The 16126-nt window shown below is 70.7% G+C and carries 14 protein-coding genes; 3 read left to right on the forward strand and 11 right to left on the reverse strand.

Going from position 1 to position 16126, the window contains the following annotated elements; translation table 11 throughout:
• Positions 1 to 25: 25 nt before the first annotated feature.
• Complete coding sequence (locus FZ046_RS05935) at positions 26 to 472, reverse strand: MarR family winged helix-turn-helix transcriptional regulator (RefSeq protein WP_070352720.1); 447 nt, start codon at positions 470 to 472, stop codon at positions 26 to 28.
• Between the two features lie 72 nt (positions 473 to 544).
• Between FZ046_RS05935 and FZ046_RS05940 the strand changes: the two genes are divergently transcribed.
• The 3 genes from FZ046_RS05940 to FZ046_RS05950 all read left to right on the forward strand — a co-directional run bounded on the left by FZ046_RS05940 (position 545) and on the right by FZ046_RS05950 (position 3902).
• Positions 545 to 1321 (forward strand): pirin family protein, encoded by a 777-nt coding sequence (locus tag FZ046_RS05940; RefSeq protein ID WP_070352719.1) that lies wholly within the window; start codon positions 545 to 547, stop codon positions 1319 to 1321.
• Complete coding sequence (locus FZ046_RS05945; protein ID WP_070352718.1) at positions 1299 to 2642, forward strand: PQQ-dependent sugar dehydrogenase; 1344 nt, start codon at positions 1299 to 1301, stop codon at positions 2640 to 2642. The genes FZ046_RS05940 and FZ046_RS05945 overlap by 23 nt, the downstream gene beginning before the upstream one ends.
• Before the next feature lie 177 nt (positions 2643 to 2819).
• Positions 2820 to 3902 (forward strand): phosphodiester glycosidase family protein, encoded by a 1083-nt coding sequence (locus tag FZ046_RS05950; protein ID WP_070352752.1) that lies wholly within the window; start codon positions 2820 to 2822, stop codon positions 3900 to 3902.
• A gap of 2 nt (positions 3903 to 3904) precedes the next feature.
• On the opposite strand, the gene FZ046_RS05955 is transcribed toward FZ046_RS05950, so the two are convergent.
• From FZ046_RS05955 to FZ046_RS06000, 10 genes are all read right to left on the reverse strand, one after another.
• Complete coding sequence (locus tag FZ046_RS05955; RefSeq protein ID WP_125939704.1) at positions 3905 to 6523, reverse strand: ICP22 family protein; 2619 nt, start codon at positions 6521 to 6523, stop codon at positions 3905 to 3907.
• 312 nt (positions 6524 to 6835) lie between these two features.
• The gene (locus tag FZ046_RS05960; RefSeq protein WP_070352716.1) at positions 6836 to 7609 is read right to left on the reverse strand and encodes a fructosamine kinase family protein; all 774 of its coding nucleotides are present in this window, start codon (positions 7607 to 7609) and stop codon (positions 6836 to 6838) included.
• Between the two features lie 3 nt (positions 7610 to 7612).
• Entirely contained in the window at positions 7613 to 8299 is a 687-nt protein-coding gene (locus FZ046_RS05965; RefSeq protein WP_070352715.1) for a YoaK family protein, read from the reverse strand.
• Positions 8300 to 8310: 11 nt separating this feature from the next.
• Complete coding sequence (locus FZ046_RS28280; protein ID WP_407664449.1) at positions 8311 to 9642, reverse strand: hypothetical protein; 1332 nt, start codon at positions 9640 to 9642, stop codon at positions 8311 to 8313.
• The gene (locus FZ046_RS05975; protein WP_070352714.1) at positions 9609 to 10169 is read right to left on the reverse strand and encodes an Rv1363c family protein; all 561 of its coding nucleotides are present in this window, start codon (positions 10167 to 10169) and stop codon (positions 9609 to 9611) included. The genes FZ046_RS28280 and FZ046_RS05975 overlap by 34 nt, the downstream gene beginning before the upstream one ends.
• Positions 10166 to 11164 carry an RDD family protein gene (locus FZ046_RS05980; protein WP_070352713.1) on the reverse strand — a complete coding sequence of 333 codons (999 nt, stop codon included), beginning with the start codon at positions 11162 to 11164 and terminating at the stop codon, positions 10166 to 10168. The genes FZ046_RS05975 and FZ046_RS05980 overlap by 4 nt, the downstream gene beginning before the upstream one ends.
• Positions 11161 to 11811 (reverse strand): Rv1363c family protein, encoded by a 651-nt coding sequence (locus tag FZ046_RS05985; protein ID WP_070352712.1) that lies wholly within the window; start codon positions 11809 to 11811, stop codon positions 11161 to 11163. The genes FZ046_RS05980 and FZ046_RS05985 overlap by 4 nt, the downstream gene beginning before the upstream one ends.
• Positions 11781 to 13334 (reverse strand): MlaD family protein, encoded by a 1554-nt coding sequence (locus FZ046_RS05990; protein ID WP_070352711.1) that lies wholly within the window; start codon positions 13332 to 13334, stop codon positions 11781 to 11783. The genes FZ046_RS05985 and FZ046_RS05990 overlap by 31 nt, the downstream gene beginning before the upstream one ends.
• 3 nt (positions 13335 to 13337) lie before the next feature.
• Positions 13338 to 14492 carry a virulence factor Mce family protein gene (locus tag FZ046_RS05995; protein ID WP_070352710.1) on the reverse strand — a complete coding sequence of 385 codons (1155 nt, stop codon included), beginning with the start codon at positions 14490 to 14492 and terminating at the stop codon, positions 13338 to 13340.
• Positions 14489 to 16126, reverse strand: coding sequence for a virulence factor Mce family protein (locus FZ046_RS06000; protein WP_070352709.1), 1638 nt, complete (start codon positions 16124 to 16126; stop codon positions 14489 to 14491). The genes FZ046_RS05995 and FZ046_RS06000 overlap by 4 nt, the downstream gene beginning before the upstream one ends.

The raw sequence follows: 16126 nt of genomic DNA on the forward strand, positions 1-16126 counted from the left end.
ACGGGCGGCTCGGGGCCGGTTCGGATCACTCCTCCAGTCGGCGGAGCACCGCCGCGGTCCAACGGCTCAGCGCGCGCAGGTCGGTGGCGCTGGTGCCCGCGAACACGACGCTGCGCACCAGCTCGACGTGTCCCGGCGCGGCGGCATCCAGCGCCGCGCGGCCGGCGTCGGTGAGCGCGACCGTCGCGGCGCGGCGGTCGTCGGACGCCCCGCGTCGCGCGATGAGCCCGCGCCCGCGCATCCGGGTCAGCTGGTGCGAGAGCCGGCTCTGCTCCCAGCCCAGCCGCTCGCCGAGGTCGGAGATGCGGCAGTCGGCGAGTTCGGCCAGCGCCACCAGCACCTCGTAGTCGGCGAGCGACAGGCCGTTGTCCCGCTGCAGTTGGCGATTCATCGCCGCCTGCAGCCTGCCGCTCATCGTCAGGTAGTCACGCCACAGCCGTTGCTCGTCGTCGGACAGCCACACGGAATACATGACACATCATCCATGTTGTCGTGTCCAGTGCCGGCCACCTAGGCTGGCGACCAACGCAACGGGAGTGATTCCATGGCCACCGCCGAAAAGACCGCCGAGAACGTCGAGATCCGTCGGGCCGCCGACCGCGCCGCCACGAAGATCTCCTGGCTCGACTCCAAGCACTCCTTCTCCTTCGGCGGCGCCTACGACCCGGCGAACACGCACCACGGGCTGCTGCTGGTCAACAACGACGACATCGTCACGCCGGGCTCGGGCTTCGACACCCACCCGCACCGCGACATGGAGATCGTCACCTGGGTACTGCGGGGCTCGCTCGTCCACCAGGATTCCACCGGCCACTCCGGCGTCATCTATCCCGGTCTGGCGCAACGCATGTCGGCCGGGCGCGGCATCCTGCACTCGGAGAAGAACGACTCCTGGACGCTGACCGGTGAGGCCTCGCACGCCGAGCCCGTGCACTTCGTGCAGATGTGGGTCGTGCCCGACGAATCGGGCATCACGCCGGGCTACCAGCAGCTCGAGATCGACGACGAACTGCTGCGCGGAAACCTCGTCACCATCGCCTCCGGCATGCCGGAGCACGCGGGTGACACCGCGATCACCATCCGCAACCGCTACGCCGCGCTCAAGGGTGCGCGACTCGCGCCCGGTGACACCGTCGAGCTGCCCCAGGCGCCGTACCTGCACCTCTTCGTCCCGCGTGGCGAGGTCACCCTCGAAGGCGCCGGCACCCTGAACGAAGGCGACGCGGTGCGCTTCACCGCCTCCGGCGGCCAGCGCGTCACGGCCACCGAACCATCGGAGATCCTGGTCTGGGAGATGCATGCGAGTCTGGCTGCGGCATAGTCGTTCGGCGATCGCCCTCGGGGCGGTCGCGCTGATGGTGGCGGCGTGCTCGTCGTCGGCCTCCGACTCGCCGAACGGGTCGTCTGGGGCCTCGTCGTCTGACGAGTCGTCTTCTGCGGAGACCTCGAGCCCGGCAGGAGCGTCGGCCGCCGGGCTGGAGCAGGTCACCGTCCAGGTGCCCGACGACCTGCGCGCCGCGCCGTTCGACGCGCCGCGCACCGCGCGGGTCCCGCAGGGCTGGACGTTGTCGGTATGGGCGCGGACGCCCAAGCCCCGTCTGCTCGCGTGGACCCCGGACGGCGCCCTGCTCGTCTCGGTGCCCAGCACCGGCGAGGTGCTGCGGATGCAGCCGACCGGCGCCGGACCGCAGGAGGACGTGCTGCTGTCCGGGCTCGACCAGCCGCACGGGATGGCGTTCGCCGGGTCGACGCTGTACGTGGCCGAGAGCGACCAGGTCGACGCCTACGACTACGCCGACGGCCGCGCGACGAATCCCCGCACCGTCGCTGCCGGGCTCCCCGACGCGCGCAGTCCGGACCTGCGCGGGGCGTACTCGCACGCGCTGAAGAGCGTGGCCGTCGGGCCCGACGGCGCCGTGTACTTCTCGATCGGTTCCACCGGCAACGTCTCCGCCGAGGACCGCACCGCCACTCCCCCGCGCGCGACGATCATGCGGATCCCACCCGGCGGTGGTCCCGCGGCACCGTTCGCGACGGGCGTGCGCAACGGCACCGGCCTCGCCGTCGCTCCGGACGGCACGGTGTGGACGGCCGTGAACAATCGCGACAACGTCGCGTTCCCGGAGGAGGGCCCGCAGTACGGGCAGGTGGTGCCCGACTACGTCGACGAGAACCCGCCGGAGTCGCTGGCGAAGGTCACCCCCGGGCGCGAACTCGGTTGGCCCTACTGCAATCCCAGCGGCGGTCCGGCGAACCTGGCGTTCATCCGCGACGTCCAGACCAACGCCGACGGCACGAAGCTGGACTGCGCCGCACTGCCGCCCGTCGAGCAGAGCTTCGGCGCGCATTCGGCCCCGCTCGGGCTCGGCTTCGTCGACGGGCAGCTGCCGGCGCCGTATGCCGCGGGAGCGCTCGCCGGCGTGCACGGGTCGTGGAACCGGGAACCGCCGCGCGCGCCGGAGGTGTCGTTCTTCCCGTGGCGCGACGGTGGCCTCGGCGACCAGCAGACCCTGATCGGCGGCTTTCAGGGCGACGACGGATCGCGCTGGGGCCGGCCGGTCGCCGCGGTCGTCAGCCCGGACCGCGCCGTGTACGTCAGCGACGACTACGCCGACGCCATCTACCGGCTGTCCCCGCCCTAGCCACGTCGCGGCGGCCGTGGCTCGCCGCCGCCCTACTCGGCACACCGGGGCGGAGCTGGCAAATCAGTCGGTGACCGCGCCGACGCCGCAGCGTGATGTTGCTGTGACGAAAGTTGACAGTGTTTCACCTGTGGTTATCGTGGTCTCATCGTTCGCGTGCTGACGAAGGGGCCACCGGTGTCGAGACCCGCTGCAAAGCTCCGGCGCCTCGTCTCGTGCACCACGACGCTGTTGCTGTGCGCGAGTCTGCAGACCGTGACGCACGCGCCTCTCGCACGGGCTGCCGACGGCGCCGGACTGCTGGCGAGCGCGATCGCGGCGACGCGCGGCACCTACTTGGTGTATCACTTCGGCGCGAGCCATCCGGCCCCCATGCGCAACGCCGCCGGCGACTCCTACGAGATGCCCAGCGGCGGTCACCTGATGATCGTCAAGGCCGCCTCGCAGCGGCTCACCCCGCGCCTGCTCGTCGACTCGCACCGCGGCTATCAGGCCCGCTGCGAACGGGATCCGCGCGCCCGCACCGCCGAGGGACTGCTGCAGGCGTCGGAGGTCTTCACGCCCGTGCAGGCGTGGCAGGCGCTCGGGCAGCCGACCCTCGCCATCAACGCCAACTTCTTCGACGTGCGCGGGCAGGCCGGCGGCTCGTGGAAGACCACCGGGTGTTCGTCACCGCTCGGGGCATACGTCGACACCACCCGCGGGCAGGGCCAGGCCAACGCCGCGGTCACCGGCACGGTGCCCTACGCCGGCAAGCAGGGTCTGTCCGCCGGCAACGAGACGTGGACGGCGCTGCACACGATGATCCTGCCGGTCGCCGGGGCGCCGTTCGTGGTGGCACCGCGGTCGGCCGACGACTTCGACGCCGCAGGCCCGGTGATCGCGGACCTGATGGCCAAGGGCGTGCGCTTCGTCGCCGTCGCGGGGCTCGGGCTGCTCGCGCCGGGCGACACCGGCCAGTTGAACGACGGCGGTCCGAGCGCCGCACGCACCGCGCTGGCCTACTCCCGGGAGAAGGACGAGATGTACGTCTTCCAGGGTGGCAGCCACACGCCGGACCAGCTGCAGGACCTGTTCCGCGCCCTCGGCAGCGACACCGCCATCCTGCTCGACGGCGGCGGCTCGTCGGCCATCGTGCTGCGTCGCGAGGCCGGCGGGATGTGGGCGGGCGCCGGGGTGCCGCGCGGCTCCTGCGACACCCAGCAGGTGCTGTGCGACTCCCGGGAACGGGCGCTGCCGAGTTGGCTGGCGTTCAGTTGAGGTCAGGCGGCGTCGGACTGGCTGCCGGACGAGGCGCTGCTGGTCCCGTCCTTGGCGCCCGCGTCCTTGGCGGCGGTACCGGACGTCGTGGAAGTCGACGTGGTGCTGCCCGTGGAACTCGTCGAGGTGGTCGTGGACCCGGCCGTGGTGCCGTCCTTGGCGTCACCGCCGGTGGTGCCGCTGGTCGAGGCGGGCTTGTCCTTGGAGGCGTCGGCGCTGTCGCGGACGACGTTGAGCGCGGGCTTGCTGCTCTCCTCGGTGTCCGGCTTGGCGTGCTTCGGCGTGCTGGTGCTCGCGGCCGGCTCGGTGCCGTCGTCGGGCTTGGCGTGCTTCGGCGTCGACGTCTCCGTCGCGGTCTCGTCCTGCTGGCCCTGCTGGGCCTCGTCGGTGGCACCCTCGGTCCCGGTGCCGCCCGCCTCGGTCGGCGTCTCGGTGGCAGGCGTCTGGGTTCCGGGCGTCTCGGTTCCGGTCTGGTCCTTGCCGGCGGCGGCCTCGCCCTGCTGCTCGGTCTGCTCGCCGCTCGCCGCGCCCTCGGTCGCCTGCGCGGTGCCCGCGGCGTCCTTGCCGGTCTCGGTCTGGCCGCCCTCGGCATCGGTGCCGTCCTGCTGCGCTGACGACGTCGCGTCGGTCTCGGCGCCTGCAGGGAGCCGCAGGGCGGAGAAGCGTGCGTTCGCGTCGGGCACGTCGGACACCGTCCGCGCCGCGTTGAGGGTGCTGGCCCCGGCGCCGAGGCCGCCCAGGCCCAGTCCGCCGAGCAGTCCGCCGACGAGGTTGTTGATGACCCCGGTCAGCCCGTTGACCAGGCCCCCGAGCCCGCCGAGCGGGTTGCCCAAGCCGCCGACGATGCCACCGGTGCCGCCGGTGCCGCCGAGCAGGCTGCCGTCGAACAGCGCGGTGATGAGGTTCTGCAGCACGTTGGGCCCGGCCGCGGTCGGGTTGCCGCTGAAGAACTCCTTCTGGATGCCGCCGACGAACGCGTTGAAGGCATCACCGAGCGCCCGGCCGTAGTCGATGTTGGCGAAGGAGAGGAACGGCGTCTCGACGTTCGCGTCGGTGAAGTCGCGGGTGTAGGTGCCGTCGGGGTTCTGCACCACGTTCGCGTAGCCGATGTTGGTGAGGATGCTCAGCGCCGGAGCCAGTGCGTTCGCGATGCGCATCGGGATCTGCGCGAGCGGGCTCAGACCCACCACGTTGAGGAAGTCCGACGCCAGGTACAGCGGCTCGAGCATCGGCAGCGTCTTGGACTGCAGGGTGAGGTACAGGTTGAGCGCCAGCGGATCCGTCGGGCTGGTCGCCTCGTTCAACGCGTTCTGGACCAACTCCAGGATGTCGTCGTCGAGGCCCTCGAGGGTCAGCCCGCGCAGCATGTAGGTCGGCGACAGCGCCGCAGCCAGGTTGTTGGTGAGGGTGAACGCGTTGGGCCACGACGCGAGGTCGGACAGCGGCTGATACTCGATTCCGGCGTCCACCAGGATCGGTAGCACGTTGGCACCGCCGAGATGCAGCCCGAAGGGACCGCCACCGGTGCCGCCGACGCCGGTGACCTGCGTGGTCGGGTTGACGGTGTTGATGCCGAACAGCGCCGCGAGCGGTCCGAACCGGGCGAGCAGCCCACCGTCGGGTCGTGCCGGGTTGTTGATGAGCACCATCGGCAGGATGGTCAGGCTGCCGAGGATCGCGTCGGTCGACACCGCCGGGTTGCCCCCGGGCTGATTGACCAGATCAGCGATCACCTGCTCGTAGGCCATCGCCGTGGCGAAGGCACCCATGCCGATGCCGATCGTGGGCACCGCCCGGACCGCGAGGACGTCGGGGATGTTGTCGGTCAAATTGAGCACCTGGTTGAGCAACTGATTCAGCCCGAGTGCGAGGACGGGGCCGACGAGCGGGTTGCTGGTCGCGCGCTCGACGATTTCGCGCAGCAGACCGTCGACGCCGAGATTCGCGTACTCCGAGTCGTTGATCGCGTTCGCGACGGAGTTCGGCAGACCCGGCACCCAGCCGAGGTCGACGCCCAGCGTCTTCAGTGCCGAGAACGTCGGGCCCGCGGTGATGACGTTCAGGCCGGGGATGTCCAGCCCGCCGAGGTTCAAGGGGTCGGCGAGGTCGAGGCCGAGCAGCGCGAGGACGCCGGTGAGCGTGGCGTCGGTGAGTTCGTCGACGCCGAGGAGGTTGATGAGATTCGTCAGCGCGGTGAGATCGAGGCCGGAGAGCCCCAACGCCTGCAGCAGGCCGGGGACGATCGGGAGTTCCTGCGTCAGCGATGCCAGGATGCCCGGCAGCAGGTTGGACGGGACGTCGGTGAGGATCCGGTCGAGCAGGCTGCGCGGGTCGATGCCTGCGGCCTGGGCCAGCGCCGCGAGGTTGATGCCGTTGACGACGGCGCGCGTCAGCTGGTCGGCCACGGCCTGGCCGGAGCCGTACAGCGCGGAGCCGAGCCCGCCGGTCAGATCGGGCACCTGGCTGGAGTTCGGCAGCAACCGGATCGCCGCGGCCAGGTCGACGGCGTCGTGGGACACCGGCTTGGTCGGCGCGGGGGCGGGGGCGGCGCCGACGGTCAAAGCCGACACGGTCGCTGTCGCGGTGGCGACGACCGCCACCCGCTTGGTCCGAGCGCTCACCGTGCGATGCTTCGCTGCCATCTGACCTGTTCCTTCCCCGACGCCCATGCTGATTCACAGGACGTTAACACTTACGCCGACGGCAATAGTACAGATTGCTGAGCTAACACCCCTGCTCACGACGGTCGAGGTGGCTGGCGCGAACCGTCACCGCCGCAACGGCGTTCGCGCGCCAACCGGCTGGCAAACGACACCGGCGACATTCGCGCCCGGCAATGGATAGCCCGACTAGTCGTCCTCGGCGTTCCGGCCCGCGGTGCCATATTTGCCGAACGAGGCGTCCGCGACGCATCGGTCGACCAAGATCACTACTCAGCCCCGTGCAGCCAGTGCGCTGCGCGTGGCCTCGGTCACACTCGCGGCGTACCCGGCGCCGAACAGCGCGACGTGCATCAGCAACGGATACAGCTGATGCAGGCCACGGCGGACCTGCCAGCCCGGCCGCAGCGGCCGGTGCTCCTGGTAGCCCTCGATGACGGCGTCGTGGTGCGGGCAGCCGAACAAGGCGAGCATTGCCAGATCCGTCTCGTGATGTCCGCCGTGCGCCGCCGGGTCGATCAGGACGACGCCGCGTGGCGTCCACAGCACGTTGCCGTTCCACAGGTCGCCGTGCAGCCGCGACGGGGTCGCGTCGTCGTCGTAGTCGCCCGCGCGGGCGCGGTCGATCACCGTTGCGACGTCCCTCCTGGTGCCTGCGGCCAGTGTCGGCGCTGCAGCATCGAGCGCAGGACCGAGCCGCTCCTCGGCGAGGAACGCGCCCCACGACGCGTACGCGCCGTACGACATCGGCAGCGGCCGTTCGGCGGGCCCGAAGTACCCGGGCCCGGACCAACCGTCGGGCGGCGAGCCGAACGCGTCGGCGCCCGCAGCGTGCGTCACCGCGAGCCGCCTGCCGAATTGGCGGGCCGCGTCCGCGTGGGGGCGGACCCGCTCGAGTCGCTCGATGTCGAGGCCGGTCTCGTCGAAGGAGTGCACCCGCGCGCACGGCACGCCACCGGAGACGGCACCGAGCCAACGCAATCCGTGCGCCTCGGCGGCGAACAGGCCGGGCGGCGCCGACGGATTGGTCTTGCGGAAGATGTGCACTCCTCAGTCCGCGGTGGCGCGTGCGGGTGCCGGCCCGTACGCGAAGACCGCGGCACCGGCAGCCACGGCGGCGGCCGCGAGACCGATGACGGGGGCAACGGTCACGCGGGTGAGGGTGGCGCCGAGGACGGCGCCGCCGAGCATCGTCAGCACCACCCCGTAGCGCAGCTTCTCGCGCTGGCCGGTGCCACCGGCCAACCGGCTGTCGAAGCCGATGCCGACGATCGTCGACGTCAGCACGGTGGTGCTGAGTTCCTGGATGCCGAACTGGCGGGCGGTGGCGTTCTGCATGCCGAACGTCACGGCCAGCCCCGCGATCAGGACGAGCTTGCCGTTGTCGTGGTAGCTCAGCACACCGGTGCCCGCGAGGACCGCCAGCACGGTCAGCATGACCACCTCGATGCCGAGCGCCACCAGCAGCCACCGCCGCACGCGCACGTCGAGGTGCCGGGCCAGCCGGCCGCCCAGCACCGTGCCGGTCACGAAGCTGGCGAAGGCGACCACCGCGGCGGTGAGGTCGACGCCGGAGTGCGGCACGAACCAGAACCCCAGGAATATGACGTTGCCGGTCATGTTCGCCACGAAGACGTGTCCGAGCACCAGCACGCTGACGGCGTCCACCAGACCGGTGGCGAACGTCAGCAGCAGCAGCGCGGCGACCGTGGCACGGTCGGAGACCGGGGACTGCATCGCGGTGCGGACTACAGCCGCGGCGTCAGGTCCAGCGAGGTGACGGCCTGCATCTGCGTGATCCGCCACTTCCGGTCCTCGAGCCGCAGGCCCAGCCGGTAGGACAGGTAGCGCAGCGACGGGATGCCCTTCGTGACCGGGCTAGTGGCCACCGAGTTCGTGTAGACCAGCGCCGTCGCCTCCGTCGGCGACAGATCCTCCACGGCGGTCCCCATCACCTGGGTGACGTTGCTGACCTGCGCCTGCTTGTTGGTGCTGACGATCGAGTCGATGTACCGGCGGTAGTCGGTCGCGAAGTCGCCGCCGAGGTAACGCGCCGCCCGGTCCGGCAGCGAGTCCATGTCCTCGGGGGTGTACGTCCACAGCGTCGTGATGGCGTCGGCCGAGACCTTGGCGATCTCGAACTTCGTCTGGACCTCTGCGCGATCCGCGAGGTACGGCTGCAGGGCGGCACCCGCGAACGCGGCAGCACCCACGACCAGGACGCCTGCCGCGGCGGCCGCCACCTTCAGCGCACGGCCTGCGGTCCGGTGCGGGACGAGCACGGGCTCGGGTGCCTCGTCGGCTTCGGAGGTGGCGGCGGACTCGGGTGCCTCGGAGGTCTCGGCGGTCTCGGTCGATTCGGCGTCTTCGGTGCTGACGGGGTCGACGTCGTCGGCCTCGGGCGCAACCGTGGTGTCGGCCACCGCTGCCGTCGTGACGACGTCGGTCTCGGTCTCGTCCGCCGGTGCGGCGGCGACGTCCTCGGCCGACGTCGTATCAACAGGCGCCGTGTCCACAGGCGTCGTATCCGCGGGCGCAGTGCTCGCAGGCGTGGTGTCCAGAGGCGACGGGTCTGGCACCGCGTCGGGCGTCTCGGTGACGACGGGCGCGGCCGGTGCGGCCTTCTTGCGTCCCCAGCCGAAGCGGCGGCGCGTCGTCGTCGGCTCCGCAGTCTGCGGCTCCGCTGTCGTCGACTTCGCAGCCGGCTCGGCGGCGGCCGGCTCCGGCGTCACCGTCTCGGCCGGCGCCTCGGACGGCGCCACGGTCTCCTGCGATTCCTCGGACGCCTCGGGGGCATCCGCCGACGCCGGCACCTCGTTCACCGGTGTCTCGTTCACCGGCGTCTCGGCCTCCGGCGCTCCGGTTTCCGAGGTCTCGAACTCTGGCGAGACCACCTCCGGCGACGCAGCCTCAGCCTGCCCCACCTCGGCCTGCCCCACTTCGGGCTGCCCGGCCTCCGGCGCCGCCTCGGCCTGCGCCTGCCGCAGTTCCCGGCGCGACAGCCGGTGCCGGCGGGCGGCCTTGCCCTGAGGAACCGCGCCGGAGGTCAGATCACCTGGACCAGCTTGCTGATCTTCCACTGCTCTCCCTCCTCGATCGTCGTGGCGACCCAGCGGCTCGCGCTCTCCACCGTCGGCCGGCCGTCACGACCGGGCGTGGTCACGTTCGCGGCCACCAGGACGTCGGCGCTGCCGTTCGCGTTCCACCGCTCCACACCGGCGGCCAACACGTCGCCCTTGGTCGGCTCGGTGCGAGCGACCTGGATGACGATCTCGTTGCTGCGCTCCTTGAACGACGTCGCGAACTCGCCGGTCGCCTGCCCGAGGATGTCATCGACGTACTGGTTGGCGTTGAAAGGGTCGAGCGACGTGTACCGGACCATGAACTCCCGCACGTACCCGAGCGCGGCCGCGTCGCGCAGGTCGGTGCGCCGGGTGCTCTCGTGGTTCACGGCGACGAAGACGCAACCCACGATCGCGGCGATCGCCAGCAGTGCCGACACGACCGCAGTCACCGGCAGACCCCAGCGCCGCGGGCCCTTCGGCGCGCTCATGGGCGCGGCGAAGTAGTCCCGATCGGTGGGGTCGACCAGCCGACGCGGGCTCATCCGCCCGCCCCCGCGGCGGCGTTCGGCTTCTTCAGCACGGTCAGGTTGGCGACCAGCCACCGGTCGTCGGTCTTCTGGAACTCGACCTGGACGGTCGCGGAGATGAACTTGACCGTCGTCGGGTCGTTGCCGCGCTGCCCCTGCAGCGCGACCAGCAGCACGCCGTGATCCGGCGACGCCGAGAGCACCGCGCTGTTGGTCGCCCAGTACTCGTTGGTGGTGGCGCCGACCTTCGCCGCCGCCTGCTGCTGCTCGGTGAGCTGCGGGCGGTAGGCCGAGGTGGCGAGTGCCTGCGACTTCGCGAAGTCGTCCTGCATCGTCGCCGCGCCGTAACTCAGCATCTGCTCGACGATACGGGGGCCCTGATCGGCGAGCTGATTGCGCGCGGACTCGATCCCGCGCTCCGGCCGGAACACGAACGCGTAGCCCAGCGCGCCGCCCGCGACGCAGAGCAGCGCGGCGATCAGCAGCACCGCGCCGACCCGCCGACGCACGTCCGTCCGGCGAACCGCGTCGTCGGGGTCTGCCGCGCCGGTGGGCGCCACGCGGTGGGATTCGGTGCGCAGCACCATGTCGGCGAACGTGCGGTGCCGCCGGTCCCACAGCGGCCACAACCAGCCGACGAACACCAGCGCGGTGTCGAGCAGGTGGACGAGGTCGCGCAGGAAGAGCCGCACCGTGCCGGCCGGTGCGCCGTCGCGGGTGACGATCCGCGCACCGACGAGTGCGCGGCCGAGGCTCCACCCGCGCACCGCGGGAAACACCCAGCGGTTGGCGGCCGCGAGCACGAAGGCCACCGCGGCCACGACCGTCACGGTCCACCACACCCACCCGCGCAGCGGCGAGGCGACGGCGATGAGCGCCATCGCGGCGATGACGGCCAGCGCGGGAACCACGTCGACGGCCAGCGCGGCGGCGCGCGCCCACCACCCGGCGTACCGGGCGTCCGGTGCGGCTGAGGTGGGTGCCTCCCGATCGGGCAGCACCGCCGTCACGAGGCGACCTGGTCCAGCTTGGCGATCTTGTATGTGCCGTCCTCGGGCGCCATCTGCACGCGCAACCGGTAACCCTGCTCCTGATCGGCCACCTGCAGGTTGCTCACCTTGATGCGCATCGCCACCAGCACGTCCACCGTGCCGCCGTCGCCGTGCTTCTCCACCGCAGCGCGCATCTCGGTGACCTGCACCTTGACGTTCGCCGCCTGGTAGGCATCGGCGAGCACACCGCTGTAGAGCATCGCCTGGGTCCCGAAATCGCCGGTCGAGCAGTCGATGATCTTCGCCTGGCTGGCGCTCATGACGGCCGTGTCCGGCGCCTGCGTGGCGGTCACGCAATCCTTGGCCGCCGCGACGGCTGCGGCGTCGGCCCGGACGTAGTCCTGGCTCTTCTGGTGCGCACGGAGCGCGACCACGCCGCCTGCCGCGACCGCGCCGGCCACCAGGACCAGCGCGACGGCGATCGAGGCGACCCAGGCGCGGCCGAAGCGCTCGGCGCGACGACCATCCGTGGGGCGATCCTCGGCGTCGACCGGATAGTCGGCGTCGGCGTCGAGGGGTGTGACTGCGGGTGCTACCGACGCGTCGTCGGCGGTGTCCTGCGAATCGGTGGGGTTCAGCCGGCCGGGGCCAGCATCTCCTTCCATCCGTTTTCTCCTGGGTTGCTCGAGTTGTCGACGGTGTACTTGACACCGTCGGGTCCGGTCACCTCACCGCTCGATGGGTTGTAGACCGCGGTAGGTCCCGATGCCGGAGTGTAGATGCACGGGTTGGGCTGCTGCCCGGAGCAGCTGACCGATCCCTGTCCCGGCGCGGTCAGCGGGTCGCTGCTCGGCACTTGGGAGTGCGGCGGCGGCAGCTGGCTCGCGGGCAACGGGTTCAAGCCGTTGTTGACCGACGGGGCCGGGATGACGTAGCCGGGCTTGACCGGCTGGTCGCAGCGGGCGGCGGCGGCCGGGCAGGTCAGGACCTGGTTCGGGTCGCCGTACCAGGGATTGGTGCCGGCCGGGGTATAGGGCTCGTTGCTGCGGCACTCCGCCGGGGTGGCGGCACGCTTGCCCGGCACGTCGAGGCACGGGTAGTTGCGCGCACCGCGAACCGCGTTGCCCTGGAAGTCCTTCGGGATCTTGCAGTAGACGTCCTTCGGGATCTCCGCCGTCGTGGTGTCGGCGGGCGAGCGCCACTGCGACGCCGGCAGGAAGCCGGTGAGGCACGGCGGCGGCTGGTTGATGCCCAGCGCCAGCGGCAGCAGCGCCTGACCGTCGAAGATCGTGCCCATCTGGCCGACGGCGCCGGCCTGCGGGAACGCGACGAGCAGCTGCTCGACGCCCTTGTTCTGCTTCTTCAGCAGATCGAGCACGATCGACAGGTTCGCCAGCGTCTGCGGCAGCGAGTCCTTGACGCTGCTGAAGAACGCGCTCACCTGATCGGCGGTGGGCGCCGCCTGCTGCAGACCGGTGCGCAAGGCGGCGTCCTGCTCGGCCGTCTGCGCGGCGATCGTATCCAGGTTGCGTGCCCACTGGCCGATCGCGTCACCCGACAGCACCTGGCTCTCCAGGATCGGCGCCGAGTTGTCCACGATGTCGTTGACCTGCGGCAGGTTCTCGTCGAAGCCCTGCGCGAGGTTGGTCGTGGAGTCGACCAGTCGCTGCAGCGCCGGACCGAGGCCACCGACGGCCTTCGACGTCTCGGTGAGCAACGAGTCGATTTTCTCCTTCGGGAGTACCGCCAGACCCTCGTTCGCCGCGTCGAGCGCAGGGCCCACCTCGCTGGGGACCGTGCTCTTGGTGATCGTGGCGCCGTTGGCGAGGAACTGACCGTTCTCCTCGGACGGCACCAGGTCGAGGTACTGCTCGCCGATCGCCGACACCGAGTGCACGTTGGCCGTGACGTCGACCGGGATCTTGTACTGGCTGTCGATGCTCATCGTGGCCTGGGCGCCCGACTCCGTCGGCACCACGTCGGTCACCTTGCCGATGGTGGTGCCCCGGTAGGTGACGTTCGCGGTGGCGTAGAGGCCACCCGACCGGGGGAGCTGAGCCTTCAGCTCGTACTGACCGATCCCGACGAGGCTGGGCAGCTTCAGGTAGTAGAGGCCCAGCACGCCCAGCGCGATCAGCGTCAGGACGGTGAAGATGATCAGCTGGATGCGTATGACGCGTGTCAGCACCGCTCACTCACCTCTTTCGACGAGCGGTCCACCGGGAACCGTGTGCGGGTTCGGCGTGAACCGGACGTCCGGGATCATCGTGTTCGGATCGCGACCCCACGACTGCTCCAGCGCCCGCAGCGCACCCGAGAGGCCGGTACCGGTCAGGATGCCGTTGTCCACCGACGACAGCGTCAGGTCGACGTTCAGCGACACGTTGATGTAGTCACCGCGCACCGCCTTGTCGGCCGACTCGATCGGGAAGGGCGCCGTCAGCATGAACTTCAGCGCGCCGATCAGGTACGGCGAGGCCCGGCCCAGCTGCTTCAGCGGCCGCTGCAGGTTCTGCAGGTTGGTCTTCAGGTCGGCCGAGATCGGCGACAGCGCGGCGTCGGCGGCCTTGCTGATCCGGCCCAGCGACTCGACCGCGTCGCCGAACAGGTCCCGCGTGTCGGCGAAGTGCTTGATCAGCGGCGGGAACTCGGTGAGCACCCGGTCCAGGGTGTCGTCGCGCTGGGCGACGATCGACAGCAGTCGGTTGGTCGAGTCGATGGCCCGCGTGATGTCTTCGCGCTGCGCGTTCAGCTCGGCCGTGAACGTGTCGAGCCGGCCGATGAACTCGCGGATCTGATCGCCGCGGCCGGTGAGCACGTTGCTCAGCTCGTTCTGGATCGTCTCCAGGTTCGGGATGCCGCCACCGCTGAGGATGGCGCCGATACTCGCCAGCGTCCGCTCGGTGGTGGGGAACGCCGAGGCCCGGTCGAGGGGGATGGTGTCGCCGCTCTTGAGCCTGCCCTCCGGGTCGGCCGGCGGGTCGAGCTGCACGTGCTGGCTGCCCAGCAGGCTCGTCTGGCCGATCGCCGCGGTGGTGTTGGCGGGCAGCTCGATGCCGGGCTGCACGTCGAGCGTCAGCGTCGCGACCCAGTTCTTCAGCTCGATCGAACGCACCGAGCCGACGAAGACGTCGGCCACCCGGACGCGGCTGTTCACGTTGAGCGCCAACGTGTCCGGCATCTGGACGTAGATCGTCATCTTGTCCGAGCCGCTGCCCGGGCCACCGGGCAGCGGCACGTTCGCGATACCCTGCCACCCGCAGGACGTCAGCACGACCGCGGCCACCGACAGCACGCCGGCGCGCTTCAGCAGCGTCCTGGTGCCGGGCCACCTCAACTTCGTCATGGGGTGCCTCCTGCCTCAGCCGGGAACAGCGGTCCCGACGGGACGGCGGCCGGCGCGGGTGCCGGACCGGTTCCGGGTCCCGGCGCGGCGGGCGCCGAGATGGCCGACAGCGGATCGCCGGGGATGACGCCCGGGGCGGGCGCCGGCGGCGGACCCGGCTGCGGGTACCACGGCGGCGGCAGCGGGTTGTTCTGGTCGTACGAGTTCGGCGGCGCACCACCGCGGGGGCCGCCCGGCGGGATGTAGCTCGGGTCCGGTCCGCCCAGCAGTGCCGACAGCGAATCCGGCGTCAGCATGTTGGCCGTGAAGGGCTGCACGTCGACGCCCTGCATGCCCGGCGCGACGACCCAGCCCGGCTCGTGGTTGCCGTGCGAGAACAGCGTGTCGCGGCTGAAGATGCCGGGCACGGTCGTGTCCTTGTATCCCGGCGGCGGCTGCAGCCGCGGCTCGGAGTACGCGATCTGCTTCGGCAGCGTCAGCGCGGAGCTGAACTGGTTCAGGCCGAACGGCAGGTAGTTGAACTTGATCGCGTCGAGGATCGGCGCGAGGTACTGCGCGCACAGCTCCGCGGACTCCTGGTAGCCGAGGCGGCTGCCGGCCTGGATCGAGCTGCAGATGAACTGCAGCGGGTTGGCGAAGTTGCCGATCACGGGCAGCGACGTGACACCACCGGGCACCGGCGCCGCGATGTTCAGCGCGTTGATCGCCAGCGTCGGGAAGACGTGGAGGCCGGTCTCGAGGCCGTTGAACGGCTCCGGCTGCACGATGGCGTTGGTGACGTCGGCCAGGTTGCCGATGTCCTTGCCGAGCACCTCGCCGTTCTCGTCGAAGAACTGGCGGGTGTTGGTGAACAGCACGTTGAGGTCGCGCACCGCGTTCGCGACCTCGCGGTCGGTGTTGGTGAACGAGTTCGTGAACGTGGCCAGGTCGTTGTTGAGGGCGACGAACTGCTGGTCGCTGCGGTGCAGCGCGTTGACGAACAGCGCCAGGCTCTTGATGACTCCGAACAGGTCGCCGCGGCCCTGGTTCAGCGTCGACAACGCCTCGGACAGGTTGTTCAGCGCCCGGTTGACCTCTTCGCCCTTGCCGGCCAGTCCGTCCGCGAAGGACTCGATGACGTCGCCGAACGGGCCCTTGGGCTGCTCGGGGGTCGGGCCGAGGTCGGTGAGGATGCGGTCGAGCGAGTTGCGCAGGTCGTCGTACTCGACCGGCACCTGGGTGCGCTCGAGCGGGATGACGGCGTCGTTCTTCAGCGTCTCGCCACCGGTGTACGGCGGCGAGAGCTGGATGGCGCGCGACGCGACGAGGCTCGGATTCAGGATCGAGGCGGTCGCGTCCTGGGGAACCTTGTACTTGCTGTCGTAGTGGAAGGTCACCTTCATCTTGTCACCGGCGGGCTCGATCTCGTCGATCGCGCCGACCCGGACGCCCATGATCTGCACCTTGTCACCGGGGTACAGGGCCAGCGTCTGGGAGAAGTACGCCGTCACGGTGGTCTTCGTCAGCCGCTGATACAGGTTCCACCCGAGGAAGGCCAGCGCGACCGCCACGATGATCACGATCGTCCCGAGAATCACCGACGCCCGGGAGAGCCTCGGCAACTTCACGTTGCGGACGTTGAAGATCGTCGACAT

The organism is Mycolicibacterium grossiae (assembly GCF_008329645.1).
GTDB lineage: Bacteria > Actinomycetota > Actinomycetes > Mycobacteriales > Mycobacteriaceae > Mycobacterium > Mycobacterium grossiae.